The 24,974-nt window shown below is 42.2% G+C and carries 25 protein-coding genes; 15 read left to right on the top strand and 10 right to left on the bottom strand.

Translation table 11 applies throughout. From position 1 onward, the window contains the following. Nucleotides 1–627 precede the first annotated feature (627 nt). Nucleotides 628–2,148: a bifunctional phosphoribosylaminoimidazolecarboxamide formyltransferase/IMP cyclohydrolase gene (gene purH, locus ACM0OY_RS15350; protein ID WP_414569701.1), complete on the bottom strand. Its 1,521-nt coding sequence runs from the start codon at nucleotides 2,146–2,148 to the stop codon at nucleotides 628–630. A 306-nt stretch (nucleotides 2,149–2,454) separates the two neighbouring features. Here purH and ACM0OY_RS15345 point away from each other — a divergent pair, with 306 nt between their 5' ends. Next, nucleotides 2,455–2,652: an NblA/ycf18 family protein gene (locus ACM0OY_RS15345; RefSeq protein WP_414569700.1), complete on the top strand. Its 198-nt coding sequence runs from the start codon at nucleotides 2,455–2,457 to the stop codon at nucleotides 2,650–2,652. Between the two features lie 582 nt (nucleotides 2,653–3,234). Here the strand turns inward: ACM0OY_RS15345 and ACM0OY_RS15340 are convergent. The 4 genes from ACM0OY_RS15340 to ACM0OY_RS15325 all read right to left on the bottom strand — a co-directional run bounded on the left by ACM0OY_RS15340 (nucleotide 3,235) and on the right by ACM0OY_RS15325 (nucleotide 7,481). Further along, the gene (locus ACM0OY_RS15340; RefSeq protein WP_414569699.1) at nucleotides 3,235–3,531 is read right to left on the bottom strand and encodes a hypothetical protein; all 297 of its coding nucleotides are present in this window, start codon (nucleotides 3,529–3,531) and stop codon (nucleotides 3,235–3,237) included. Nucleotides 3,532–3,698: 167 nt separating this feature from the next. Beyond that, nucleotides 3,699–4,736 carry an ABC transporter ATP-binding protein gene (locus ACM0OY_RS15335; protein ID WP_414569698.1) on the bottom strand — a complete coding sequence of 346 codons (1,038 nt, stop codon included), beginning with the start codon at nucleotides 4,734–4,736 and terminating at the stop codon, nucleotides 3,699–3,701. Between the two features lie 114 nt (nucleotides 4,737–4,850). Beyond that, nucleotides 4,851–6,467 carry an ABC transporter permease gene (locus ACM0OY_RS15330; protein WP_414569697.1) on the bottom strand — a complete coding sequence of 539 codons (1,617 nt, stop codon included), beginning with the start codon at nucleotides 6,465–6,467 and terminating at the stop codon, nucleotides 4,851–4,853. A gap of 3 nt (nucleotides 6,468–6,470) precedes the next feature. Next, a complete protein-coding gene (locus ACM0OY_RS15325; protein ID WP_414569696.1) occupies nucleotides 6,471–7,481 on the bottom strand; it encodes an iron ABC transporter substrate-binding protein in 1,011 nt (336 codons plus the stop codon). Between the two features lie 263 nt (nucleotides 7,482–7,744). Between ACM0OY_RS15325 and ACM0OY_RS15320 the strand changes: the two genes are divergently transcribed. The 4 genes from ACM0OY_RS15320 (at nucleotide 7,745) to coaBC (ending at nucleotide 10,917) form a co-directional block, all read left to right on the top strand. Continuing rightward, complete coding sequence (locus ACM0OY_RS15320; RefSeq protein WP_414569695.1) at nucleotides 7,745–8,497, top strand: SDR family oxidoreductase; 753 nt, start codon at nucleotides 7,745–7,747, stop codon at nucleotides 8,495–8,497. A gap of 77 nt (nucleotides 8,498–8,574) precedes the next feature. Beyond that, complete coding sequence (locus ACM0OY_RS15315) at nucleotides 8,575–9,195, top strand: alpha/beta hydrolase (RefSeq protein ID WP_414569739.1); 621 nt, start codon at nucleotides 8,575–8,577, stop codon at nucleotides 9,193–9,195. A 155-nt stretch (nucleotides 9,196–9,350) separates the two neighbouring features. Beyond that, entirely contained in the window at nucleotides 9,351–9,563 is a 213-nt protein-coding gene (locus ACM0OY_RS15310) for a DUF2555 domain-containing protein (RefSeq protein ID WP_414569694.1), read from the top strand. A gap of 85 nt (nucleotides 9,564–9,648) precedes the next feature. After that, nucleotides 9,649–10,917, top strand: a complete 1,269-nt coding sequence (coaBC, locus tag ACM0OY_RS15305) for a bifunctional phosphopantothenoylcysteine decarboxylase/phosphopantothenate--cysteine ligase CoaBC (protein ID WP_414569693.1) — start codon at nucleotides 9,649–9,651, stop codon at nucleotides 10,915–10,917. A 76-nt stretch (nucleotides 10,918–10,993) separates the two neighbouring features. Here coaBC and gcvH read toward each other — a convergent pair whose 3' ends face one another. Next, a complete protein-coding gene (gene gcvH / locus ACM0OY_RS15300) occupies nucleotides 10,994–11,575 on the bottom strand; it encodes a glycine cleavage system protein GcvH (protein ID WP_414569692.1) in 582 nt (193 codons plus the stop codon). A gap of 85 nt (nucleotides 11,576–11,660) precedes the next feature. Between gcvH and ACM0OY_RS15295 the strand changes: the two genes are divergently transcribed. Further along, nucleotides 11,661–12,446 carry a lipoate--protein ligase family protein gene (locus tag ACM0OY_RS15295; protein ID WP_414569691.1) on the top strand — a complete coding sequence of 262 codons (786 nt, stop codon included), beginning with the start codon at nucleotides 11,661–11,663 and terminating at the stop codon, nucleotides 12,444–12,446. Nucleotides 12,447–12,743: 297 nt separating this feature from the next. On the opposite strand, the gene ACM0OY_RS15290 is transcribed toward ACM0OY_RS15295, so the two are convergent. After that, on the bottom strand, nucleotides 12,744–13,130 hold the full coding sequence (locus tag ACM0OY_RS15290; RefSeq protein ID WP_414569690.1) for a DUF4280 domain-containing protein: 387 nt from the start codon (nucleotides 13,128–13,130) through the stop codon (nucleotides 12,744–12,746). Nucleotides 13,131–13,312: 182 nt separating this feature from the next. Here ACM0OY_RS15290 and ACM0OY_RS15285 point away from each other — a divergent pair, with 182 nt between their 5' ends. Genes ACM0OY_RS15285 through ACM0OY_RS15275 form a run of 3 tightly spaced genes read left to right on the top strand, consistent with a single transcriptional unit; the run spans nucleotide 13,313 to nucleotide 15,164 of the window. Further along, nucleotides 13,313–14,794, top strand: a complete 1,482-nt coding sequence (locus tag ACM0OY_RS15285) for a site-2 protease family protein (protein ID WP_414569689.1) — start codon at nucleotides 13,313–13,315, stop codon at nucleotides 14,792–14,794. 5 nt (nucleotides 14,795–14,799) lie between these two features. Then, complete coding sequence (locus ACM0OY_RS15280) at nucleotides 14,800–14,976, top strand: DUF6888 family protein (protein WP_414569688.1); 177 nt, start codon at nucleotides 14,800–14,802, stop codon at nucleotides 14,974–14,976. Next, the gene (locus ACM0OY_RS15275; RefSeq protein ID WP_414569687.1) at nucleotides 14,973–15,164 is read left to right on the top strand and encodes a DUF6887 family protein; all 192 of its coding nucleotides are present in this window, start codon (nucleotides 14,973–14,975) and stop codon (nucleotides 15,162–15,164) included. The genes ACM0OY_RS15280 and ACM0OY_RS15275 overlap by 4 nt, the downstream gene beginning before the upstream one ends. Before the next feature lie 89 nt (nucleotides 15,165–15,253). On the opposite strand, the gene ACM0OY_RS15270 is transcribed toward ACM0OY_RS15275, so the two are convergent. The 3 genes from ACM0OY_RS15270 to ACM0OY_RS15260 all read right to left on the bottom strand — a co-directional run bounded on the left by ACM0OY_RS15270 (nucleotide 15,254) and on the right by ACM0OY_RS15260 (nucleotide 18,720). Further along, nucleotides 15,254–16,498 (bottom strand): glycoside hydrolase family 10 protein, encoded by a 1,245-nt coding sequence (locus tag ACM0OY_RS15270; protein WP_414569738.1) that lies wholly within the window; start codon nucleotides 16,496–16,498, stop codon nucleotides 15,254–15,256. A gap of 210 nt (nucleotides 16,499–16,708) precedes the next feature. Further along, on the bottom strand, nucleotides 16,709–17,839 hold the full coding sequence (locus tag ACM0OY_RS15265) for a hypothetical protein (RefSeq protein ID WP_414569686.1): 1,131 nt from the start codon (nucleotides 17,837–17,839) through the stop codon (nucleotides 16,709–16,711). A gap of 377 nt (nucleotides 17,840–18,216) precedes the next feature. Next, nucleotides 18,217–18,720, bottom strand: a complete 504-nt coding sequence (locus tag ACM0OY_RS15260; RefSeq protein ID WP_414569685.1) for a hypothetical protein — start codon at nucleotides 18,718–18,720, stop codon at nucleotides 18,217–18,219. A gap of 678 nt (nucleotides 18,721–19,398) precedes the next feature. Between ACM0OY_RS15260 and ACM0OY_RS15255 the strand changes: the two genes are divergently transcribed. The 6 genes from ACM0OY_RS15255 (at nucleotide 19,399) to ACM0OY_RS15230 (ending at nucleotide 24,967) form a co-directional block, all read left to right on the top strand. Further along, nucleotides 19,399–19,806, top strand: coding sequence for a DUF2267 domain-containing protein (locus tag ACM0OY_RS15255; protein ID WP_414569684.1), 408 nt, complete (start codon nucleotides 19,399–19,401; stop codon nucleotides 19,804–19,806). A 32-nt stretch (nucleotides 19,807–19,838) separates the two neighbouring features. Then, a complete protein-coding gene (locus tag ACM0OY_RS15250) occupies nucleotides 19,839–20,498 on the top strand; it encodes a phosphoribosyltransferase (protein ID WP_414569683.1) in 660 nt (219 codons plus the stop codon). Between the two features lie 75 nt (nucleotides 20,499–20,573). Then, nucleotides 20,574–21,203, top strand: a complete 630-nt coding sequence (locus tag ACM0OY_RS15245) for an HPF/RaiA family ribosome-associated protein (RefSeq protein WP_414569682.1) — start codon at nucleotides 20,574–20,576, stop codon at nucleotides 21,201–21,203. A 4-nt stretch (nucleotides 21,204–21,207) separates the two neighbouring features. Further along, the gene (locus ACM0OY_RS15240; RefSeq protein ID WP_414569681.1) at nucleotides 21,208–21,408 is read left to right on the top strand and encodes a hypothetical protein; all 201 of its coding nucleotides are present in this window, start codon (nucleotides 21,208–21,210) and stop codon (nucleotides 21,406–21,408) included. 238 nt (nucleotides 21,409–21,646) lie between these two features. After that, the gene (locus tag ACM0OY_RS15235) at nucleotides 21,647–24,232 is read left to right on the top strand and encodes a GAF domain-containing protein (protein ID WP_414569680.1); all 2,586 of its coding nucleotides are present in this window, start codon (nucleotides 21,647–21,649) and stop codon (nucleotides 24,230–24,232) included. Between the two features lie 249 nt (nucleotides 24,233–24,481). Next, complete coding sequence (locus ACM0OY_RS15230) at nucleotides 24,482–24,967, top strand: hypothetical protein (RefSeq protein WP_414569679.1); 486 nt, start codon at nucleotides 24,482–24,484, stop codon at nucleotides 24,965–24,967. Nucleotides 24,968–24,974: the final 7 nt, after the last annotated feature.

Genomic DNA, 24,974 nt, shown 5'->3' with positions numbered 1-24,974 from the left:
GGGAGTGTTGCCGTGTTTCCACCCCAGACGCTTTTTATTCTTAACTTGCTCCTCACACACAACTAAAAGATATCACTGCTGTAACTAAAACGCGAGTGTAGCGAGTGACACTTTGAAAACTGCACCACAATCCAATTTCTAAACAAAAATTAAAAAGCGCCTGGGAGTGTTGCCGTGTTTCCACCCCAGACGCTTTTTATTCTTAACTTGCTCCTCACACACAACTAAAAGATATCACTACTTCCATGAAAAGGCAAGTATATTGAATAACAATTTTTTTAAAGTCTTATTTATGATGTCCGGCAAATCACCCTTAATATGTCATTGCGAGTGGAACGAAGTCAAACGACGCAATCACAAGGTTTTTGTCATTGCTTCCCTACGCTGCGGGAACGCTAAGAGCGAACAGTGGCAATGAGGCTTATTTGAACTGACATCATATTACAACCAATCCAATTTTGTAGACACAAATTAAAAAGCGTCTGGGAGTGTTGCCGTGTTTCCACCCCAAACGCTTTTTATTTTTAACTTGCTCCTCACACACAACTAAAAGATATCACTGCCTTTATCAAAGAGCAAGTATTTTGAGTGACACTTTTAAAACTGCACCAGGTTACAGCCCAGAAGTTAGTGTAAAAAGTGACGTACACCAGTTAAGACCATTACTAAACCCAGGTCGTTAGCAGCTTTGATAGAATCTTTATCGCGCACACTTCCCCCTGGTTGGACAATGGCTGTAATTCCTGCTGCTGCGGCTGTTTTGACTGAATCATCGAAGGGGAAAAAGCCATCGCTGGCGAGAGTTGCGCCTTTGGCTTTTTCTCCGGCTTGTTCTAGGGCAATTTTCACTGAGCCGACGCGGTTCATTTGACCAGCGCCTACTCCTAGTGTAGTCCGATCGCTTGTCACAACGATGGCATTGGATTTCACGTGTTTGCAAACCTTCCAGGCAAACAGTAATTCTGCCAACTCATCGGCGGTGGGTTGACGTTCGGTCACCACTTGCCATTGACTAGTATCAGCAATGATGTCATCGCTAGTTTGAACGAGAAAACCACCTGCGATCGCTTTTACTGTTTGTTGAGGTCCACTGCTCAAATCTGGTAAAATTAAAACCCGCACGTTAGATTTCTTGGCTAAAATTTCTTGGGCTTCCCCTTCACAAGCTGGTGCAACCACACATTCTAAAAATGTTTTAGTTAATTCGCTGGCTGTAGCCGCATCTATGGGACGGTTGAGTGCCACAATTCCACCAAAGGCAGAAGTTGAATCAGCGTTGAAAGCTTTTTCGTAAGCTTCTGAAATAGTACTTCCCAGCGCCGTACCACAGGGATTTGTATGTTTAATAATCGTTGCTGCTGGGGTATCACTGAATTCTGCAATAATTCGGCGTGCAGCTTCCAAATCAACCAAGTTATTGTAACTCAGTTCTTTGCCTTGGAGTTTCGTAGCGGCTACCCATCCCGTTGGCGTAGTACCAGTTTGATACCAAGCAGCAGGCTGGTGGGGGTTTTCGCCGTAACGCAGAGATTGTAATTGTGTGCCGCTGAGGTTGTAGTTTTGTGTACCTGCGAGGTAAGATGCGATCGCTTGATCGTAACTAGCAGTGTGCGAAAATCCTTTTAATGCTGCCTTTTGGCGAAATTCTAAGGATGCTACGCCGTTATTTTGCCGCAATTCCTCTAAATACTCGTTATATTGTCCTGGATCGCATAATACAGTCAGATGGGCAAAGTTTTTCGATGATGCCCGCAACATTGCAGGGCCACCGATATCAATCTGTTCAACAGCTTCAGCTAATGTCACCCCTGGTTTAGCAATAGTTTCTTCAAAAGGATAAAGATTTACCACTACTAAATCAATCGGGCGAATTTGGTTATTTTCTAAATCTGTAATATCTTGGGGAACATCCCGGCGTGCCAAAATTCCGCCGTGAATTCGGGGATGCAGCGTTTTAACTCGACCACCTAAAATTTCTGGAGAACCTGTATAATCAGCAACTTTGGTAACTGGGAGTCCAGCATCTTTGAGTGCCTGGGCTGTTCCCCCACTGCTGATTAAATCAAAGTCGAATTCTTCAACCAAGCTACGGGCTAGGTCAATTAAACCAGTTTTGTTAGATACACTCAGCAGTGCTAGACGCGCCATTGATCAATTCCTTAAAAGTAGGCTGGAAGCGGAGGATCTCAAGTTTTGCATAAGCCTTGGTTCACTTCAAGTGCGTCCAAAAGTCCATATTTGCTGTGCCAGATGGCGCGATCGCCTCAATTTTGTAAATATTTTGTTATACTTATTAATATAAGTTTACACTCAAGCACTACACTGCTAAAGAAAAAAATGCCCTGTTGCTCAATGAGTGTATGACTGACCCACAACAGCTAGGTATTTAGCTTCTTACTAAGATAGCCAGCATTAACCTTTTAGTTTTCACCCAGTTTGGCACAGGAGCCTGCGATGAATCAGCCTATTACATTATCTTTAGAACAAGAATTTAGCCTTAGAATCTTTGCTGACCAAGTGCAGCAGATGTCTCGTGAACAAGCCCAAGAGTTTTTACTGGTGCTGTATAAGCAGATGATGATTCGAGAAACAACCTACCAAGAATTGCTAAAGCATGAGTGGGAAGTAGATTCAGACTCAATCTTTGAGTAAAGCAGGGGAGCAAATATAGTACCTGTTGTAGATATGTGGTTAGCTGCGGATGTATCAGGGCAAACACTAGACAGTCAAAATGAACAAATAAATCTTAATTAAAGCCCAATCTTGTCGCATTTAATCAATTTAAGAAGAAAATCAAACAACACCCTATGATGGTAATTAGTAGCATTCGTGTCTGATACTTTCTTTTTTGCCTTCAAAGGAAATCAAGTAACTCAGCTCCTGATTTCCTGACAGCAGAATCTGAAAGCTTTAACTGATTAACCTATTTGGGAAACTGTGATGTCAAAGGAAAGAAAAAGTAATAAAGAAGCTAAAAAACCTAAAAAAGATCCCAAAGACAAAAAGGAGAAAAAAGACCCAAACAAATAGTAGTGTAAGCACACCTAAATTAGTGTTGACAAAAACCTTAGTTAATAAGTTAACGAAAGAATCAGATTTATCGTTTGATTTATTATTTAAGAGTCAAAGCTATGTCTACAGCAGTCCTTAATGGTGACGCTCCTCACGTCGCTAACGCTACGTTCGCGGAGCGTCTCCTTGGTGCATTCTCTCGTAGAGAACAGAAAATACACCTCAATTATTTTCAAAAGCAGTCAAAGACTCTAACCAAAATAAATTTTGGTGCTGATTCTTATTTTTGAGGTTATTCAAATAGTTATCAGTGTAGCGAAAAGCAGCTGCACAGTCGTAAGCCCCAATAGCCATAGCTTGCAAAAAAACTGTTGCGGGAATTTCAAACTCTAAAAATTTTTCGGCTAAAATCAACAAATCTTTATCTGTTGCAGCTAAAGTAGTTTCTTGCGACTCAAGCGCTGGTTGTTTTGATCTCTCCTGATTCACTTGGGTAATCGGCATTGCAGGAGTGGTCATAAATGCACCCTAATAAATTGGATGAGTGCAGTTTGGATCGAAATGCCTAATGAGTGTAACCGTGTTTTTGCGGTATTTATCAATTAAAGATATGAAAGCACCAGCACAATTGCGGTCATATGTCTCAAGCAGAGGCTATTTAAGTTGAAGGCATAAATCTTAATTTATCACGAAAAAACCTGTCCAGTATCACTTGCTATAGATATCTGCACTCGTGTACCTACAGATAAGGCTGTATCAGTCATCGTTCGAGCATAGAGTTGTTTACCAGAGGGAGTTTGTAAACAATATTGGTATTCGCGTCCTAAAAACCGTCGGGTGCGAATGACTACAGGCGCATCATTGGCTGGCTTTAAGATAAAATCTTCTTGGCGAATCATGATTTCGCCAGCGTCTTCGGTGTCATTTGCCGCTAACTCAAAACTGCCGATTTCTGTTTCCCATAAATTACCTTGACGACGGGCAGGAAGGAAATTTGCTTGGGTGACAAATTCGGCGACAAATCTTGATGCTGGATGAGTATAAATTTCTTCTGGTGTGCCTAGTTGTTCTAAGTGTCCTTGGCGCATGACACCTACTATATCTGAAATCGCTAATGCTTCTTCTTGGTCGTGGGTAACAAAAATAGCTGAAGTACCTGCGGCTTTGAGAATATCTCGCACTTCTTCGCGCAATCGTAATCTAACTTGGATATCAAGATTGCTCAAGGGTTCATCTAAAAGCATGAGTTGGGGTTGGGGTGCCAAAGCACGCGCCAGGGCAACTCTTTGCTGCTGTCCACCTGAAAGTTCATAAGGGTAACGCTTTTCTAAGCCTTCGAGTCTGACCAAAGCAATGACTTCGGCTACACGTTTTTGTATTTGTTGTTTAGGAAAATGTTTCAGCCCAAAGCCCACATTTTCTGCCACATTGAGATGGGGAAAGAGTGCATAATCTTGAAAAACAATGCCGATGTCGCGCTGTTCGGCTGGGATACAAATAGAAGTATTACAAACTATTTTTTCTCCAATTTTAATTTCTCCTATTTGCAGACGCTCAAACCCGGCAATCAATCGCAACAGCGTAGTTTTACCACAACCAGATGGGCCGAGCAATCCTAATATATCTCCTTGTTGCAATGTCAAAGATATGTTATCTACAGCAGGAAAATAATTTTCTGTAAACTGCTTGGTGACATTCTGTAAGTGGAGAATTACTTGTTGCATAAAAGAGGGGTTAGAAAAGAGATTTTGGCGTTGCTGATTAAAAGTATAAATTTAGTCTCACGCGCTGCCTTGCCTTTGCGTGAGATAAAAAATATTTCTGCAAGATATCTAAATCTAAAGTTTTGTTTGTATTTGCGTTTGATTGATAATTTTCTCTTTTTTGATGTTTTCTTGAGATAAGACTAATAAGGTTGAACCTATGGAAACTAGCAACATGGCTAGAGAGGACGCGGCTGCGTCGGCAAAATCTACATTTTCTGTGGCTTGCCAAATTTGCATCGCTAAGGTGGTAAATCCGATGGGTGCTAATAGTATAGTAGCGGGTAGTTCTTTAATTGCTGTCAAAAATACTAGCACTGCACCACTTAAAATTCCCGGTTGTACTAATGGTAGGGTTACTTCTCTTAAAGTTTGCCAAGGATTCCTACCTAAGCTACGTGCTGATTCTTCTATTTGGGGATTTAATTGTAAAAGTGAACTGCGGACTGTTCCCACTGATTGTGGTAAGAATAAGACTAAATATGCAAATATCAACATGGGTAATGTTTGGTACAGCACTGGCAAATAGTTGGCACCAAAAAATACTAGAGATAAAGCAACTACAATTCCTGGAACTCCAAAACCTATATAAGAACAACGTTCAATTATAGCGGTGATTTTATTGGGAAATCTAACTGCTAAAATTGCAACTGGTAGGGCAAAGATGGTAGTAGCTAAAGCTGCTAGTCCAGCTGCGCCAATGGAGTTGAGAACGTTGGGGAGTAAGTTGGGGAAAGTGTAACCACTGTTAAATCCACGAATCAACCAAAATAGGGTAATGCCTACTGGCAAAACTACACCGAAGCTAGTAATTAGCAGACAAAAACCGAAGGCTGGCCATTTCCAAATTCCTAGTTTGGCAATTTTTGGTGGACGCAGGGAAGCGGAACCACGACTATAATATGCAGCACGCGATCGCATTCGATATTCTAACCACAAAATCACCAATACTAGTATTACTAACATCAATGATAAAGCTGCGGCTGAGTTGCGATTAAAACTAGCTTTGTATTGCAAGAAAATTGCTGTTGTAAAGGCATCAAACCGCATCAATGAAGGTGTACCAAAGTCCCGCAAAGCATACAAAGCAACTAATAATCCACCTGCAATTATTGATGGTTTCAACTGCGGCAAAACTACCCGCAAAAAGGTTTCTCTGCTACCATAACCCAAACTCCTAGCTGCTTCTTCCAAAGATGGGTCAATACCTTGTAAGGCTGAACGTACACTCAGCAGCATGTAGGGATAGGTAAACAAAGTAATTGCCAAAACTGTTCCAGGAAAACCATAAATAGAAGGTAATTCTTCTACTCCCAATGGTTGCAACAACAACTGTAAAAAGCTGCCCCGTGGTGCCAAAGTTGCAATCAGCGCAAAACTGCCTACATAACTAGGAACTGCTAAGGGTAATGTTGTCGCTACTAACCAAAAACGTCTTCCTGGTAAGTCTGTCCGTACTGTTAAAAATGCTAAGGGTATGGCAATTAAGGCGGAAAATAATGTTACCGTCGCTGCCATCGCCGCACTGTTGAAAAAAACCATGACATTGCGGGGACGAGAAATTAATTGCCATAATTGTTCCCCGCCAATGCCTGTGGTACGAATTACTAAATACAGTAGTGGCACAGCGATCGCAACTGCCACTACTGCTGCGGCTAATGTGAGAAATAAGGGAGGTCTAACCGCTTTCAACTGTTACAAAACTCCTGCCTGCTGCAATAAATTCAATGTTCCTGGCAAATCATCTAAGTCTGTCAGGCTAACATTTGGTGGATTGAGTTTGCTAATTGGCACCTGTTTTGATGGTGCTGAAATTCCTTTTACTAAAGGATATTCGTTAGTTTCTTGAGCAAAGTAATTTTGGGAACTCTGTTTGAGCAGGTAATCAATTAAGGCTTCCGCATCAGCTTTTTGGTCAGTTGTATTTGTAATTGCTACCCCTGCCACATTAATTATTGATCCTGCATCTTTTTTGGTGTAGTGATGAGCAACAGGGAAGTTAGGATCGTCTTTTTTGAAACGATACAAGTAGTAATTGTTTACCAAACCAAGATGAATTTCTCCGCGTCCCAAAGCTTCAACGATCGCCGAATTTTTACCGTAATCTTTGACAGCATTTGCTTTCATATCTTTGAGCCATTGTAGAGTCTTTTGGTCTCCATCTATGACTCGCATGGCGGTGACAAATGACTGAAATGAACCGTTAGTTGGTGCCCAACCGACTTTACCGCGCCATTTTGGTTGTGTTAACTGCGAAATTGATGTTGGTAATTCGCTTTGTTTGACTAGCTTGGTGTTGTAGTCAATTACACGGGCACGTCCGGAAATTCCGACCCAATGACCTTTGCTAGAACGAAAACGAGAATCAACTTTGTTCAGCAATTTCGGGGCAATTGGTAATGTCAGTTGTTTTTTCTCTAAAGTGCCTAAAGCACCAGCGTCTTGAGCGAAAAACAAGTCTGCACGGCTATTTTTGCCTTCTTCTAAAAGAGCGATTGCTAATTCCGCAGTATCGCCATAACGTACTTGGATATCTTTGTTCAGGTCTTTTTTAGCTTTTTCGATTAAAGGCCCAATCAGTTTTTGCTCTCTCCCTGAATAAATTACCAGCGTTTTTGTTTGGGCGTCTACAGCTATCCCGATTCCCCAGCCGAGTGTTAAAGCTAGAGCTAACGCTGAAACTTTCAGCAATGGTAAAGTTTTCAATCTTCAGTCCTCCACCTTAATACTTACTAGGAAGTTTTTGCAATAAATTTGGTATTCTCAACCTTTACCATTAACTTGTGCTACTAAGCAAGAATATTTCTCAAAACATTAAATTTTCATTCTCTAGCCAGATGATTTTCAGGCAAGGAAACCTAGCCTTTTTTCTAGGTTTTCTTACCTGAAACTTTGTGAGAGCATTTAAACAGAGCTTAAACATACTGTTGTTAAATGCATCATAGATTCTCAATTCAAAGGAGTGGCTAATGGTAGGAAATAGTGAACTCAAGAATAAAGTAGCCTTGATTACTGGTGCAAATAAGGGTATAGGATTGGAGATGAGTCGCCAATTGGGACAACATGGATTGACGATTTTGATCGCAGCCCGGAATTTAGAAGCAGCAAAAACGGTAGCTAGTAACTTGCACGATCAAGGAGTCTCAGCAGAAGCGATCGCTCTTGATGTAACTAACAGTAGTCAAATTCAGTCTGCTTTTCAACAGATTAGCGATTCTTTTGGTAAGCTCGATATTTTGATTAATAATGCAGGTGTATTTTTGGATGACGACTGGTTAACCAGTAATGCCAGTTCTGTTTCAATAGACATTATTCGTCAGACATTTAATACCAACTTTTTTGGCTTAGTTGAACTGACTCAAGTACTGCTACCGTTAATTTTAAAAAGTCCTAGCGGTCGAATTGTCAATATCTCTAGTATTGAAGGCTCATTGACACTTCATGCTACTCCTAATTCACCAATTTATGACTCTAAACCATTTGCTTACAATGCTTCTAAGGCAGCAGTCAACGCCTTTACCATCCATTTAGCCCATGAGTTACGCAATACTCCAGTAAAGATTAATAGCGCTCATCCAGGTTGGGTGAAAACTGAATTAGGTGGTGAAGGCGCAATGATAGATATCGCCGAAGGGGCAAAAACTGGCGTTGAGTTAGCAATATTCCCTGACGATGGACCTAGTGGTGGCTTTTTTCATCTTGGTCAATCAGTACCTTGGTAAAAAATTTAGCTAATAAGGTGGAAGTTTACTTCAAGAGATAGGATCTACTAAAAGAGTTATGTTTTAGGAGTAGACCTCTGTCTTTACAATTTATTAACGTTCCCACAGCCAATTCTCAACCGCCCGCAGGTTTAATTGTCACTTTGCATGGTTGGGGTGCTAATGCTGAAGATGTAGCATCTTTGTTGCCTTTGCTTGACTTACCCAATTACCAATTTGTATTACCCAATGCACCTTTTCCTTATCCCTATTCTCCTATAGGGAGGGCATGGTATGACTTGAGGGCAGAAAATATGTACGAAGGGTTGGCACAAAGTCGGCAACTGCTAATAGATTTTTTGCAATCTATAGAAAGCAATACTGGCGTGCCTTTGTCACGGACTATTTTGAGTGGGTTTTCTCAAGGTGGGGCAATGACTTTAGATGTAGGATCGAAATTGCCCCTAGCAGGTTTAGTTGTTATGAGCGGGTATTTACATCCTGATGCCGTAACAGCCGCGAAAGGTGAAATTTCCCCGACTTTAATTTCCCACGGGAGATATGATGAAGCTGTGCCACTAAAAGCAGCGTCAAAGGCACGAGAAACTCTAGAGTCTTTAGAAGTGGCGGTGGAATATCACGAATTTGACACGGGGCATGAAATAGATCCACAAACGTTAAACGTGCTACGGAAATTCGTTGTCAAGACAATTGCTTAGTCAAGATTACGATTTTTTTATAATTTCTGGTATAAATGCGGAAAAATTTCACGAAATCAATGACCTCTAGTGAGTAATATATATTGGGAGGCTGCAAAATAACGCAACTTCACCCATGCTGAAGGCGAATGCTGCATAAGGGAGGGGCAAGCATTATGACAACTCTAAGCATTTCCAAGAAAGAAATTGCTGCCATGACTGCGGCAGAAGTGGAACAGTTAGCTACACGTCTAGAACTGGATAACTACAGTAATGCTTTTGAGGGTTTAAATGATTGGCATCTACTACGAGCGATCGCATTTCAGCGTCCAGAGTTAGTGGAACCCTACATTTATCTGTTAGACTTAGAACCCTACGATGAAGCGTAGCATTTTTAGATTTTAGATTGGGTTGAGTGGCTAAAATCAGAAGTTATCAGGGTTAATGTATCACTTGCTTAATCCGAAAGTACCAATGCAATCTTCCTTAAATCCAAAATCCAACTTGCGCTTCGAGCGCACTAAAGGTGCGACCCAAAATCCAAAATTGAACAGGGTTCTTATTGGTATAGGTGGCGGTATCGCCGCCTATAAAGTCTGTGAGTTGATTTCGACGCTGTTTAAAACTGGGGTGGAAGTGCGAGTCATCCTCACCCGTTCGGCACAGGAATTTATCACGCCTTTGACTGTCGCAACCCTATCTCGCCATCAAGCATACACAGATAATGATTTTTGGCAAGCAACTCACTCTCGTCCGTTGCATATTGAGTTGGGTGAATGGGCAGATGCGATGGTAATTGCTCCCTTGACGGCTAATACATTAGCGAAGTTAGCCTACGGCATGGCTGATAATTTACTCACAAATACTGTGCTGGCTTCTACTTGTCCCGTGCTGTTAGCACCAGCGATGAATACGGATATGTGGGAACAACTATCGGTGCAACGAAATTGGCAACAGCTATTAATAGATAGCCGATATCATGGGATGAATACAGCATCAGGTTTATTAGCTTGCGATCGCGTTGGTGCTGGGAGGATGGCAGAACCCCCAGAAATTCTAGCTTACATTCAATCACTGTTACACACCGAAGGCAAACGAGATTTAGTCGGGAAACGAGTTTTAATCAGTGCTGGGGGAACGCGAGAATATCTCGACCCAGTAAGATTTCTTGGCAATCCTTCCACAGGTAAAATGGGATTAGCCCTAGCCCAGGCAGCACTCCACCGAGGCGCAAGGGTAACTCTGGTGCATACTCCAGCTAATTGGGAACTACCATTGGGAGTACAAGCAATTCCTGTCATTAGTGCAGACCAAATGCACCATGCTATGGTGGAATATTTAGCCAACGCTGATATCATTGTCATGTCAGCAGCCGTGGCAGATGTCAAGCCCAGAGATTATAGTATAGAAAAATTGCCCAAGCGATCGCTCCCCCAAGCTTTACCCTTGGAAGCCGTACCCGATATAGTCGCCCAATTAGGACAACTCAAACAGTCGCATCAAATATTAGTTGGCTTCGCTGCACAAACTGGAGATATTGTCAATCCTGCATTAGAAAAATTACAGAAGAAAAAATTAGATGCGATCGTCGCTAATCCTATCGACAAACCAGATAGTGGTTTTGGCAGCGATCGCAATCAAGCGATATTTTTAGATATACATGGGCGGCAGCTAGCGATCGCACCTTGTTCTAAATTAGAAATGGCACATCAATTATTTGATTTTCTCACCAACGAATTTTAGATTTTCAATTTTGGATTTATCCGTGGGGTAAATCTAAAATCTAAAATTGTCTGACGAGGGAGTTAGCCCTGGACTTCTAGGCCTCTTCTGATTTTATGAACTCATCGTATTTCTGGTCAGAGAGCAAGGCATTAAGCGCAGAGGAATCGCTAAACTTGATTTTTACCAACCAACCTTCGCTATAGGGGTCTTCATTGAGTAGTTCTGGGTCATCAGAAACTGCCTGGTTGACCTCTACAACTTCGCCTTTTAGGGGAGCAAAGACCTCTGATACTGCTTTAACCGATTCGATAGTACCTAATTCGTCGTCCTGGTCGAAAACGCGGCCAACCTTTGGCAATTCTACGAATACAACCTCACCGAGCTGCCTCGCTGCATAATTAGTAATGCCCAGTGTAGCAATGTTGCCTTCAACCCGAACCCATATATGCTCCTTGGTATATTTCAGGTTGCTAGGAATGTCGGCAAAGGCTAGTTGGAGAACGCCGGTTAGCCAAGACTGATTGCTTTGTGGGTGGTTGGTCTGTACAGGTAGGGCCTGAGCGATCGCTTCACTCGCGGCTGGCCAGAATAGGTTGGTAACAAATAAAGCCATAGTCAGTACCAGAGCGATCACGGAACGGATCGCGTACTGACCGAGCATTTTGATTAAATTCATGGACAGATTCTTCTTATAATTTGAAACAAAAGTATTATTAAATACTGATATTAGGATGTCAATAAATCTTTAAAGTCCGAAACCTATGAGGCAACTAGTAACTAAGTCATCATCCACCTGGCGTTTCATTCCCATGCTTCAAACATCAGGAGGAGTACAAATGGCGATCGATGCTTGGTTGTTTAAGCAATGCGAAAACGGACAGCATCCGCCTACCTTGCGTTTTTATAGTTGGTGTCCCAATGCGCTTTCCTTGGGACATCTGCAAAAACAATGGCCTGCCCAGTGGCATAATCTAATCTACCAGGGACAGGAACTCGATCTAGTTCGTCGGCCAACGGGAGGTAGAGCTGTTCTCCATCAAGGAGACTTAACCTATGCCCTGATTACAAGAGCGAGTACTGGAAAAAGCTGGGCTATTTATGAAAACATCTGTAACTTTTTGATCCAAGGCTGGCAAACGTTAGGTATTGAATTAGATTATGGTTCTGCCGGACGGGGTTACATTCATAATCCCAGTTGCTTCAACACAGCAACAGCCGCAGACTTAGTTACCGCCGATGGAAGTAAATTTATTGGTAGCGCCCAACGCAAGGGAAGAAATACCATTCTGCAACACGGCTCGATGATTTTATCTACAGATAAAGGTTTATTTGAAGAAATCTTTGAGCAACCGGCTCCCTGGAATACCTCGCTTTGTAGCATACAAGAACAGGATAGCTGGATTGTTAAGATTGTGGATAATCTGACAGAGACGGCAAAACAGTACTTTGGTATAGAATTAGTCACCCAACCATTTACCGATCTAGAATGGCAGGATATCCTCAAATTGCGATCGCTTTATGAAGTGCGTAGGCGTAGCCCGTCGTAGACATCGCCTATTCTAAAACTTTAAGTTATGTAGGAAATACTTAGAAAGAAAGTTGCTATACAACATAGTTTTGCAGTGCTTTGAGTGTATGAACTTCTTCAAAAAAGGAATATAGGAATCCGGTTTGATTTCTGAAAAAAATCCGTACACTTCTAATCCCCTTCTTCAGTATTGCCTATTGCCTATTGCCTGTTCCCTGCCTCTACGAGTAATTTCAAAAATCAAATACTAGTCTTATAGTTTCCATACCGTATTAGAAAGTATGGGTCAATCTAAAATCTAAAATCTAAAATTCTTTTAGGGAATAAATACTGTTGATTGACCAGGATAGACCACCTCAATCACACCCGCCCACGCACACATCAATTTAGATGTATTATTCAGTGCTGGGCTGTTAGCGATCAAAACGGTGGGCGAACCAGGCGCCCAAGGCGCGGGGATCACAGGCACACAAGGCATAGGCGTCAATACACCCGAAGCAGCTGCTGTGGCGGATGCAACCGCTGGATTGGCTAAAGACGAACACATACCAAAAGGCATGATATTCACCATTGGCTTATTATCCAAAATGTTCGCATCTGGCGTACCGGTCAATACCCGATTGATGGGCAGAACTACCAACGAACTTGGTGTAAGCCCAAAGCTACACTTGAGCGTTGCGCCGGAACATACTTGCAGAGCCATAATTATCCCCTCCACAAATCAAGATACAATTTCCTGGATACTGTAGCGTAGCATTCATCAGGTTGTATTGCAAAACGCCAAGGCGGATAATTTGGGCAGAAGACGGGCGACGTTATACATTAATAAGTGTGTCTGCAATACCGGACTTGTTCTGGCTTAGTCTCAATAGCAAAGGTTTGGAGATGTCTACTTTATCAGAAACTTCTATCCTGGCGGCAATTCTGCTAGTAGCTTTAGGCATTTTGGGTTGGGGCTTTTATCGCGCTAGACCTTTTGGCAAGCTAGGAATCTTGGCTTGGTTACAGTCGGTGGTGTTGATGACTCCGTGGCTACTGTTTTTTGGATTATTTGCCGCAGGAATTTACATCAACATAGCAGGTATATTGTTCTTAGTGGTGACTTCTGCTGGATTGTACATCTACTTAGGCAGCCAGTTACGGGCAGCTGGACAAGATGCCATACTCAAGCAGCGGGCAACCGAAAGACTCGCCGCCCAATCCTCACCTGAAGAAAATTCGCCACAACCAACAGTAATAGAACTCAAACCCCAGATTCCACCGATACCAGAAGATGACTTGAATGCAATTAAAGGTATTTTCGGTATTGATACTTTTTTCGCCACAGAAACGATCCCTTACCAGGATGGAGCGATTTTTAAAGGTAATCTGCGGGGAGAACCAGAAGAAATTCACAACCGTTTGAGTGTAAGTTTGCGAGAACGGCTTGGCGATCGCTATCGCTTGTTTTTAGTGGAAAATACAGATGGCAGACCAGTAGTTATTGTTCTGCCCAGTCGCAACGATCCCCGACCAATGCAGTTATCGCAAAAAGCTTTTGCAGGTATTCTCTTGGTAGCCACCATAGCCACAAATTTAGAAGCTGCGGGATTACTGCTGAATTTTGATTTCTTTACTAGTCCTGCAAGGTTCACAGAAGCTTTGCCCATAGCTGCCGGCATATTTGCGATTCTAGTAGCTCACGAAATCGGTCATTGGGTACTTGCTCGCCGTCACCAAATCCGCCTGAGCTGGCCGTTTTTTCTACCTGCTGTGCAAATTGGTTCCTTTGGTGCAATTACCCGCTTTGAATCTTTATTACCCAACCGCAAAGTATTATTTGATATCGCCTTGGCAGGGCCAGCCGCAGGTGGTATCGTTTCTTTGGTAATGCTGATTACTGGCTTGCTGCTTTCCCACCCTGGTAGCTTATTTCAATTGCCAAATCAGTTTTTCCAAGGGTCAATTTTGGTGGGAAGCTTGGCGCGAGTTGTCCTTGGTTCCGCCTTGCAGTCGTCTTTGGTAAGCGTTCATCCCTTAGTGGTGATTGGTTGGCTAGGGTTAGTAATTACCGCTTTGAACTTAATGCCCGCAGGACAACTAGATGGCGGCCGTATTGTCCAGGCGATTTATGGACGCAAAACCGCAGGACGAGCAACTGTAGCAACTTTAATTTTACTGGTGCTAGTGTCTCTCGGTAATGTTCTGGCTATGTACTGGGCGTTCGTGATTTTCTTCTTGCAACGAGATTTAGAACGCCCCAGCTTGAATGAAATCACTGAACCCGACGATGCTAGAGCCGCTTTGGGTCTTTTGGCTCTATTCTTGATGATTACTACTCTTTTACCTCTGACTCCTGGCTTGGCTGGACGCTTGGGAATAGGATAGTGCTTATGGAGCCTACACCCAAACAAGCAATATCCGCAATTCGAGTGTGCGCTCAACTTACCAGGGTTTATAAACAAATAGACCTTGTGAGATTGGACGAGCGCACCAGAAATGTTTATATTTTGGCCAATAATTCAATAGAAGTTGAGATCACACCGACTGGAAAAATTCTTTGGTTATGACAAAACCTAACTTTCAACAAATGCCTTTAGAGCAGCTAAAAGCTTATATTTTGGAGCATCGCAATGATGATGAAGCATTCCATATCTACATAGATAGGAGACGTGCCCAATCTCCAAATCAATTGCCAATGACAATTGAGGAAGCAGAGGCTGAATTACAAAGACGGTTTGGACAGCAAGCTAGTTAAAAACACATGAAAAATTCTTAAGTAATTGTCGATGAACCTCACCTAAATTAAGCGATATGTTCACCGACAGATTCTGATAAAAATTAACTTTATGGTTTCCAATCTGCAAGTATATTCGGATAAGTCGTTGGTGTGGGGAAAATTTTCTGGAAACTGGTTTGACGATCTAGGGGCTTTTCTTTGCTCATGTTCCAGAGAGTTTCATAGAAAAAGAAAGAGACTCCAGCAAAGTTGCGATCGCGTACTTTTTGCACTTGTGTCTGAATTTGTTGCATGGGTATAGATCTATTTTTTAATCCAGCTAAAATGCCGATACTCACCGGAATATGACTCTTTGCAGCTTTCACTTCTGGATATTCTAATTCACTCACAAAAACATTCAAATCATCCCGATAAATTTGTAAAACCAAATCTTCAACAATTCCCATCCGTTCCCACTTCTGCCAGTCTGCTAAAAAGTATTCGTAAGAAAAACGCTGAGGATTGGGTGCAACAGAAACGATACAATCTTTTTTAGTAGCTTTGATTGCTATAAATACCCGCTTCATAAAGTCGGTGATTTTGTTAGCTCTCCAACGTACCCATTCTGGATCTTTAGAATTTTTAGACGGAGCTTTACCACGGTGTTCTTTTTTATAAAGTGCCACTGTATAAGCATCGTATCCTAATTCTGAAGGTAAACCAAAATGGTCATCAAATTGAATGCCATCGATATCATAATTTCTAACAATTTCAACGATTAAATCTTGGATGAATTGTTGCACTTCTGGGCGAAAAGGATTTAACCAAACCCGATTATGTGTGCCTTCTTTGACAATCCGCGTCCCATCACTGCGACTAGTCAGCCATTGGAGATGATTTTTAGCCAGTAGGGAATCCGCTGGTGCCATAAAGCCAAATTCAAACCAGGGAATGACTGTTAACCTTTTTTGGTGTCCCACATCCACAATTTCTTTGAGCATATCTCGCCCTCGCAGTCCTGGTGTGGGATCGATCGCTCGTCCAATTACTTTCGCTGCAACTTTGCTAGGATACAATGTATACCCCCAATTCCAAACCGCCGGGTATACGGTGTTAAAATTGAGTTCACTCAGGCGTTGTAAAGATCCCTTAAGGCGATCGCGCTCAAATAACACATCACTATCAATATTCGTTAACCAAACTCCCCTTAACTCATGCGTCGGTAATTTCTGAGGAATAGTTTGAGCGTTTAACGGCAACGATAACATCACCGTAGCTACCACGCTTAAGGTAGCCATCAGGAGAAATAACGCTGACTTTCTACCTTGGCGAATATTCCAAAACCCAACACACCACTTTACAAGTTTTTTCATCATCTACCACAAGTGCGATCGAATTATCGTTTCGATTGTATGTCCAATATGAGGCATTGGGCATGGGGTATGAGAAGAGGACAAGGGGGCATGGGAAAAGGGAAAGGGGTAAGGGGAAAAGGGGAAAGATTAAATTTATTCCTTTTCCCTTTAACCTTTAACCTTTTCCCCTGTTCCCCATCTCCCCATCTCCCCAGTAAAGAGTCGCCATTATTGAGCGCTAGCTGTAATCTGATTCCAAGCTTTAACTACTAGTTGTAAATTGCTTGGCAGATTATTTTGAGAAATATCGTTGTACTGAACTGTATTTTTTTGGCTTGTGAAAGTGTAGGTGATAAAGTCAGCAGCACCGCTTGGTGCTGGATAACTGAGATTGCGGAATTGAGTAAATTTATAGCGTTCTAGCGATCGCAAAAATTGTCGCACCTGTTGTACAGAAACACGGCGAACACTACGTTCAGAATCATTCGCATCACCAATCCGCACGCGAATCAATTGCCCATTTTTGAGTAAAATAGTCTCGTAAGTTCTACCAGCAAAACCCCCACTGGAGATTTGCCGAAATACTACATCTCGATCCAAGGGTGGTGGTAAGTCGCTGACTGGAATTTGCACAGGTGTCAGTGTACTTTGGTTAGCCTTTTCATTCAGCCTAACTATCGAACCTGTTTGATTTGTATGATAAACCAAAGTTTGTTCCCGTCCACCAACAACTACCCGCCAGCCTGGTACCAAGGCTTGGGTACAGAATTCATCAGCACTAGCTAATTCTAAACAGCCATTTTTCCAAGTTTGCTGTTGAGACTCAACAATCGTTAGCTGAGAAATCAGCTGTTGCAAACGTCTAGATGCTACCTGCAAAACAGCATTTTTTACAGATGTGGGTAATTTATCTGAAGGAGTATTTGGCGAGGCTAAACGTAGCGATCGCCCATCGTTAGTAGTATGATAAATCCAATTTTGTTTGCCATTAGATACCACAACCCGCCAACCAGTAACTAACGCTTCGGTGCAGCCTTCATCCGGTTGAGGTAATCCCAAACAACCATTACCCCAAGTCTGTTGACTATAGTTAGTAATTTTCAGTTCTCTAGTCGAAATTCCCTGTCTGCGAGCTAAATCTTGCAGTACCGCGTTAGCTACTGGACGCGGCAAGCGATTTGATTTAATATTGTCTTTAGAAACCTCATTACTCGTTTCTAGTGAGAAATTTGCAGAACCCGCTGTGGCGCCTTTGATGAGTGTTAAACCGCTGGTAACAGATAAAATACCAGTCAAAAGCAAAGCCGTAAAAATTCGTGCTTGATTCGTGCTAAAACAAGTTTTCACCATGATCTTCATACTAATATACTGCTATTAGTCAATAGTTATAAAACTAATAAATAATATCCTGTGACTCAGGACAAAAAACTGTATATTCCCAGAACTTCACTAGTTGGGATTAGCTTAATTTTTGTCTTTTGAGGCAGATATAAAGACACAGACGCTAATGTAATGATTCTTTGTTCCTGAACTTTACCCTGCCTTAAGCTTTCTGACGGGCGTATAGGTTTCTCAAACACGACTTGACGTTAGTCGGATGCGATCGCATTGCCTCTGAATGTAAAGAAACATTTCTATTTTTCGAGAGCAGCCCAAGGGCAGTAACCAACTCCCACTCATTATTCCCGTACAGAGGTAATTAATCGCCTCTCTACTCCCTATGTTTCTCAAAAAGGTTAGGCTCTAATCGCTTGTTGTTCAGGTTGAACTAACTGATTATTAGGTACATCAAATCTAATAGTAGTAGATGCCCAATCTTTGAAATCGGGTGCTAACCAGACTAGCTTGCAAAGAATTTCGTCATTAACCCACAACACCAAGGGAAACTTAAACTGTTTGCGAAACTCATCTCGCATGATGTTGGTACTGATGATTAGTTGATTAATTGCCACTACAGATTCTAAGCCCCGTACTATCAAAGCTTCGGGTTGAGTAGCACCAATTGTATTGGCAATAGGCGTGTACAACGTATCAGCGGCAGGTGTAAGCAGGATTTCCGGGATGTCTGCTGATGAAAATTCTGTTAACAAATTCAGGACTTGCTGTTGTCTTTCAACACAGTTACAACACGCTAAAATCAGTGAAAACTCTCCAGCAGAAACCATCATTGCTCTTGCCAGCCTCTTAGTGGCTGCTGTGCTGCTAACTGTAGTGTTTTCCGAATTAGTTAAGCCGATCATTTCTAAAAATCCTGCTTTGATATTAAAAATAGCTGATCGTTATTCAGTTATTCTACCCTATTGATTTTGACTCAAAAGTGTTAAAGCATAATTAGGATGATATTTATCAAACGAATTTTAACATAATTTTATACTTGCTTCAAATAATAAGAATATTGTGAATTTTCGCAAATTTATAATTCAGGGATAATGTGAAGAAAACATCAATATTTGATTAAATAAAACGGGAAAAGCCTAAAATTAGCAGTTCCATGATTACTCTATCCTCTATAAATTTTCGGATCTAGGAGTTATTAAGTAAGTTATATTGAAGATTTAGTTAAAATATATACTCAGAATAAATCTAATAATCAACATTGGCAAGTGGGAGAAAATTGATAGCAATTGACCAGGGGCATAGCTAGCTGTGCCCCTTAATTTGTAGCTTATTCAAATAGAAAAATCTTCCTCCCTTGGTTTATAGTATTTCACGGAATCTGATACCCATACACAGCTAAAGGCTCACAGCTAGCTGCTCCTAGTTGCCAAGATTTTGAGAAATGTAGTGTGAGTCATCCGTTTGATAGAACTGTAGATTGAAGATGTCGCCCCGTTAGTCAGAGGACACGGCATTTTTAGCTTTCTAAGATCGGCTCAGAAGGTCAGACTATAACAAGTCATGCACGATCTGGAGGGAAAATGCAACACGATGAGTTTATTGGACAGGTGCAAAATCGTGCCCGTCTCAGTTCACGTGGTGATGCGGAACTCGCAACCCGCGCGACTCTGGAGACGCTAGCGGAACGGTTAGCTGGAGGAGAGCCTTTCAATGCCGCTGCTCAACTGCCAAGAGGGATTGCAGAATATATGCGACATGAATATGCAGGTGCTGGAGAACGTTTCTCTATTAATGAATTTTTTGAGCGAGTCAGTCAAAGAGAAAGTGTAGAGCTTCCAGACGCTGTTCATCATGCCCGTGTGGTTATTGAGGTATTGAGTGAAGCGATTAGCAGAGGCGAGATCGATGATATTCGCTCTCAATTGCCATCAGAATTCGATCCGTTGTTTGAGGCAGGTAGCGAAGGACGAATGCGTATAACTACTTGAAATTTTTGTAAATTCATAAGGGGTGTTACACCATGCTATTCAAAGATAGGAGGTTTGCAGGTCAACTTTTAGCTAAAGAGTTAGCTGCCTATGCTAATCGCTCAGATGTTGTAGTTTTAGGGTTACCAAGGGGTGGCGTACCCGTTGCCTTTGAGGTTGCTAAAGCCTTAAATGCTCCCTTAGATATTTTGGTGGTACGTAAATTGGGTGTACCCGATCAAGAAGAACTAGCAATGGGAGCGATCGCTTCTGGTGGTGTGCGGATACTCAACAAACACATTATCAACTCGGTGAACATCTCCGACGAAGTAATTGCTAGGGTGGCAGTGCAAGAAGAACGAGAGTTAGAGCGACGGGAACAGCTTTATCGAGGTGAGCGCCCCTTAAGAGACTTACGCGGACGCGTGGTTATTTTGGTAGATGATGGTTTAGCTACAGGTGCAAGTATGTGGGCTGCTACTGTGGCTGTGCGAAAACAACAACCAGCTGCAATTGTAATTGCTGTGCCCGTAGCCGCGCGTGAAACTTGTCAACAGTTAGAATCCGAAGTAGACCAAATCGCTTGCGTCTCCACACCCAACCCTTTCTACAGCGTTGGTCTTTGGTACGAAAACTTTCCTCAGACTACAGATGAAGAAGTCCGAGAATTACTCATAAAAGCCGCGAATGGTCAACCATTATTTACTGGCTGAGGGGAGTGTTGACTAAGGAGTTATTATTCTCCCCTTTGCCCCTCCGCTTCCCAGTTCCTGATTCCCAATTTTCAAATGAAAGTTACACCAGAAATTACCTATCGCAATCTAGAGAAAACTGATGCGATCGCTGCTTTAATCAATCAAAAAATTGCCAAGCTAGAACATATTTGCAATTACATAAATAGTTGCCACATCGCAATTGAAAAGATACACGATCGCCCCCGCAGTGGTTCTCCTTATAGAGTTAGAATTGATATCACCGTACCTCCTGGCCACGAACTAGTAGCAGAAAGTAATCCCGACGAGGGGAAGCACTATCAGCCACTAGATGTGGTAATTAGAGATGCCTTTGATGCGGCTTGTGGGCAACTTGTCAAACTCACCCAGCGCCAACATCACAGTAATAAGAATTTGAGCAATGAAGCAGCCCAGGATACAAGGGCATTTGTCACCAAATTATTTCGCGATCGGGGCTATGGCTTCCTTAAAACCTTCGATGGACAGGAAATTTACTTCCACTGTAATAGTGTGCTACATAACGAGTTTCAACGGTTAGAAATTGGTACTGGTGTCCATTTTTGTGTAGAGCAAGGTGAAGAAGGACTGCAAGCAAGCACAGTAAAAATTGTTGATAAACCAGGAGTGCGTGCTGGCAAATCCCAGCAGACTGTAATTGAACCGCCATTGGACTGGAGGGAGTAGAGGTGTGAACCTACAAGTCTATGAATTGAAACAAACTGCATCGCAACTGCTAGCTGCAATGCTATCCAACCCCCACATTTATGCTCAAGTCAGCGACGAGGGAGGCTATGGAAAAATGGAACAACAATTGATTATCGTCGCTGTTGAAATGGCTGAAAGCTTAATTGAGCATATTGAAAATGCTCATCCTCGTAGTGGGGAGTAGGGAGTGGGGAGATGAGGGAGCAGAGGGAGCAGGGGAGGCAGGGGGAGTGTGGGGGGAAAGATTTCTTCCCACACCTCCCACACCTCCCAATGCCCCATGCCCTTGCTTGACGGGATGACGCTGGCTGAACAAGCGATTAAACTATGGATAATATGAAATGTTGCTTTTAGCACCTCTTACATAAATTTAATTGCATTGTTAAATCTAACATCTCATCCTGTTATATCTAATACTAATTATGTCAGTGTATCAAGGAAGTTGTGGGGAGACCACCGATGTGATTATTGGTGTTCACAACCAAGAAAACGGCGAATTTCAATCAAATTCTGCTCCTGTGGGTGCTCTTGCCACAAGACAAGGAACTTTTTCTACGTTTCTTGCTCCCTTGACTCAAGATACTTTTAAACAGGTTGTTAAGGATGTTGAGCAAAAATTACAGATTGTTCATCAAACCCTATCGATGCTCGATTCTCAGGGTTTTGAAACTATCTTGCAAGAAATGTTGCATTCGATTACCTTAAAAACCGGGGAATTACTGGGGGCAGACCGGACGACGATATTTTTATTGGATGAGGAAAAACAAGAACTCTGGTCAATTGTGGCTGAGGGAGAGGGCGATCGCTCCTTAGAAATTCGCATCCCCGCCAATAAAGGTATCGGTGGTGAGGTCGCTACTTTCAAGCAAGTTATCAATATTCCCTTTGATTTTTATGACGATCCGCGATCGCATTTTGCCCAAGCACAAGAAAAAAGAACTGGCTATCGCACTTACACAATGCTGGCTTTGCCGTTATTAAATGAACATGGGCAATTAGTCGCAGTAGTACAATTACTGAATAAATTAAAATCTGGTAGTAATTCCAATGCTCCACTGGCAGAGCGCATTGATACCAACGGTTTTATCTGCGCCGACGAACAATTATTTCAAGAATTTGCCCCTTCGATTCGGCTGATTTTAGAGTCCTCACGCTCTTTTTATGTAGCTACCCAAAAACAAAGAGCAGTGGCGGCGTTGATGAAAGCAATTAAGTCCCTTTCTCAAAGCAGTCTCGATTTAGAAGATACCCTCAAACGGGTAATGGATGAAGCCAAGGAATTAATGAATGCCGATCGCAGTACACTGTGGTTAATAGACCGCGATCGTCATGAATTGTGGACGAAAATCACCCAGGACGATGGTTCAACCAAGGAGTTACGCGTCCCCATCGGTAAAGGCTTTGCTGGGATAGTAGGCGCATCTGGGAAAAAGCTAAATATTGCCTTTGATTTATACGACGATCCCGACTCGGAAACAGCCAAACAACTCGACCAGCAAAATGGCTATCGCACCTGTAGTTTACTTTGTATGCCAGTATTTAACGCCGACCAAGAATTAATCGGTGTTACCCAGTTAGTAAATAAAAAGAAATCTGGGGATTTTCCGGCTTATGATCCCGCTTCTTGGCCGAAAGCTCCCGAATGCTTCCAAGCTAGTTTTGACCGCAACGATGAAGAGTTCATGGAAGCTTTTAATATTCAAGCGGGAGTAGCCCTACATAATGCCCAGTTGTTTGCCACAGTCAAGCAACAAGAACAAATGCAACGAGACATTCTCCGCAGTCTTTCCAATGGAGTAGTTTCTACTGATAAATCTGGATTAATTATCGCCGCCAATGAAAGCGCTAAACGTTTGCTGGGGCTGGAAGCAGACGACCGTTTAGAAGGTAAATCAGTTAATGATGTCATCGCCATTAAAGAAAGCGACTTTAGCAAGTGGTGTCAGGATGCTTTACACGGAGCTGACTCGAAACGCCGCCAACAATATTACCCCGATCGCACTCTTTTAAGTGCTGGTACAGAACAGCATAGTATTAATTTATCGATTAATACAATTGCTGATGCCAGCGACCACGAGCAAGTCCGTGGGGCGTTGGTGGTGATGGAAGATATCAGTGATGAAAAGCGGCTCAAAAGTACCATGTACCGCTACATGACCCAAGAATTAGCAGAAGAATTGCTGAAGTTGGATGACGCTAAACTAGGAGGCGATCGCAAAGAAGTTTCAATTTTATTTTCGGATATTCGCGGCTACACCACTTTGACGGAAAACTTGGAAGCAGAAGAAGTGGTGAGTATGCTCAATGAATATTTTGAATCAATGGTGGAGGCAGTTTTTAAACATAAAGGTACTCTTGATAAATACATCGGCGATGCCATTATGGCTGTTTTTGGTTCTCCTTTACCTTTACAAGAACACGCTTGGATGGCGGTGCAAACATCTTTAGAAATGCGCCAACGCTTGCATGATTTTAATCAGCGTCGCCATTCACTTAATAAGCCCAGAATCAACATTGGTATTGGCATTAATTCCGATACGGTGATTAGTGGAAATATCGGCTCTAGTAAGCGAATGGAATTCACAGCCATTGGGGATGGTGTTAATCTCGGCTCTCGACTGGAAAGTGTTAGTAAACAGTATGGTTGCGATATTATTATTAGCCATAACACTTTTAAACCATGCCAAGAAAATATTTGGGCCAGAGAACTAGATTACATTCGCGTCAAAGGCAGAAATGAGCCGGTATCCATATATGAATTAGTGGGTTTGCGTTCCAATCCCATTAATAGCGAAAAACTACAAGTGATTGAGCATTATCATAAAGGACGCGAATATTACCTCAAACGCGATTTTAACCGTGCCAGAGCTGAATTTGCCCTAGTTTTAGCAGCTGATAACCAAGACAAAGCTGCTATGTTGCATCTGTTACGTTGTCAGCATTGGTTACAAGCACCCCCAACAGAGTCAGATTGGGATGAAGGAGTCTGGACGTTTCTGGAAAAATAGGTAGGAGCGTACAGCTGTACGCCCTTACTTGTCGAATTCCTACACAAAAATTGAGTGTTTCTGAGAGTTAAAATTACTTTTTAAAGCTTTTTAATATTTCTTAATTATCTTTAAAAAAACTTGGGATTTAACGAAGAATTAAGAGCGATCGCCCTTGATATTCCCAATCAATGTAAAGCTTAGTTGATATTTCTTGTCAAACTGGTGATCAAGTTACAAACTAAGAAATACAACACACGCAATTATTTTATGACTGCTATTTCTAACGTTGCATTCAAACGGCCAATTTGGCAAACCGCGATCGTATTGACTTTGGGCTTTTGGCTGAGCGCAAGTCTAGTTTTAGATTGGGTAATTATGCCTAGCCTTTATGTTTCTGGCATGATGAACCAAGCTGGTTTTACTACAGCGGGCTATGCGATTTTTTGGAACTTTAATCGCATGGAATTATTATCTGCTGCTGTAGTATTGACGGGAGCACTGGTTTTAAGCAAAACCCAATTTCAAAGGGGTATTAGCAGCGTCGTTATATCTGTACTGCTGTTGAGTGTAGCTCTGCTTGACACATATTTCTTGACTCCGCAAATGTGCGCGATCGGAATTCAACTCAATCTATTTGAAGCTGCTGCTGCTATTCCATCAACAATGAATTTACTACACGGTGGTTATTGGCTACTGGAAGTAATTAAGCTGATAGCAGGTGGCGTACTTTTAAGCTGGTTCTGGCGCGAGTAGGTTTCAG

This window comes from Nostoc sp. CCY 9925, from assembly GCF_963920935.1.
In the GTDB taxonomy this organism is placed as follows: Bacteria; Cyanobacteriota; Cyanobacteriia; order Cyanobacteriales; family Nostocaceae; genus Nostoc.
Note: the sequence above shows the minus strand (reverse complement) of the source record. Positions and strands in the feature narration are given on the sequence as shown.

What these genes read in the sequence shown, in the direction of transcription:
- ACM0OY_RS15280 (WP_414569688.1), top strand. Translation starts at nt 14,800, where the DNA reads ATGGAGCCTACACCCAAACAAGCAATATCCGCAATTCGAGTGTGCGCT.
- ACM0OY_RS15265 (WP_414569686.1), bottom strand. Translation starts at nt 17,839, where the DNA reads ATGAAGATCATGGTGAAAACTTGTTTTAGCACGAATCAAGCACGAATT.
- ACM0OY_RS15250 (WP_414569683.1), top strand. Translation starts at nt 19,839, where the DNA reads ATGCTATTCAAAGATAGGAGGTTTGCAGGTCAACTTTTAGCTAAAGAG.
- ACM0OY_RS15345 (WP_414569700.1), top strand. Translation starts at nt 2,455, where the DNA reads ATGAATCAGCCTATTACATTATCTTTAGAACAAGAATTTAGCCTTAGA.
- ACM0OY_RS15260 (WP_414569685.1), bottom strand. Translation starts at nt 18,720, where the DNA reads ATGATCGGCTTAACTAATTCGGAAAACACTACAGTTAGCAGCACAGCA.
- ACM0OY_RS15275 (WP_414569687.1), top strand. Translation starts at nt 14,973, where the DNA reads ATGACAAAACCTAACTTTCAACAAATGCCTTTAGAGCAGCTAAAAGCT.
- ACM0OY_RS15230 (WP_414569679.1), top strand. Translation starts at nt 24,482, where the DNA reads ATGACTGCTATTTCTAACGTTGCATTCAAACGGCCAATTTGGCAAACC.
- ACM0OY_RS15340 (WP_414569699.1), bottom strand. Translation starts at nt 3,531, where the DNA reads ATGACCACTCCTGCAATGCCGATTACCCAAGTGAATCAGGAGAGATCA.
- ACM0OY_RS15335 (WP_414569698.1), bottom strand. Translation starts at nt 4,736, where the DNA reads ATGCAACAAGTAATTCTCCACTTACAGAATGTCACCAAGCAGTTTACA.
- ACM0OY_RS15245 (WP_414569682.1), top strand. Translation starts at nt 20,574, where the DNA reads ATGAAAGTTACACCAGAAATTACCTATCGCAATCTAGAGAAAACTGAT.
- ACM0OY_RS15255 (WP_414569684.1), top strand. Translation starts at nt 19,399, where the DNA reads ATGCAACACGATGAGTTTATTGGACAGGTGCAAAATCGTGCCCGTCTC.
- coaBC (WP_414569693.1), top strand. Translation starts at nt 9,649, where the DNA reads ATGCAATCTTCCTTAAATCCAAAATCCAACTTGCGCTTCGAGCGCACT.
- ACM0OY_RS15310 (WP_414569694.1), top strand. Translation starts at nt 9,351, where the DNA reads ATGACAACTCTAAGCATTTCCAAGAAAGAAATTGCTGCCATGACTGCG.
- ACM0OY_RS15270 (WP_414569738.1), bottom strand. Translation starts at nt 16,498, where the DNA reads ATGAAAAAACTTGTAAAGTGGTGTGTTGGGTTTTGGAATATTCGCCAA.
- purH (WP_414569701.1), bottom strand. Translation starts at nt 2,148, where the DNA reads ATGGCGCGTCTAGCACTGCTGAGTGTATCTAACAAAACTGGTTTAATT.
- ACM0OY_RS15285 (WP_414569689.1), top strand. Translation starts at nt 13,313, where the DNA reads ATGTCTACTTTATCAGAAACTTCTATCCTGGCGGCAATTCTGCTAGTA.
- ACM0OY_RS15290 (WP_414569690.1), bottom strand. Translation starts at nt 13,130, where the DNA reads ATGGCTCTGCAAGTATGTTCCGGCGCAACGCTCAAGTGTAGCTTTGGG.
- ACM0OY_RS15235 (WP_414569680.1), top strand. Translation starts at nt 21,647, where the DNA reads ATGTCAGTGTATCAAGGAAGTTGTGGGGAGACCACCGATGTGATTATT.
- ACM0OY_RS15320 (WP_414569695.1), top strand. Translation starts at nt 7,745, where the DNA reads ATGGTAGGAAATAGTGAACTCAAGAATAAAGTAGCCTTGATTACTGGT.
- gcvH (WP_414569692.1), bottom strand. Translation starts at nt 11,575, where the DNA reads ATGAATTTAATCAAAATGCTCGGTCAGTACGCGATCCGTTCCGTGATC.
- ACM0OY_RS15295 (WP_414569691.1), top strand. Translation starts at nt 11,661, where the DNA reads ATGAGGCAACTAGTAACTAAGTCATCATCCACCTGGCGTTTCATTCCC.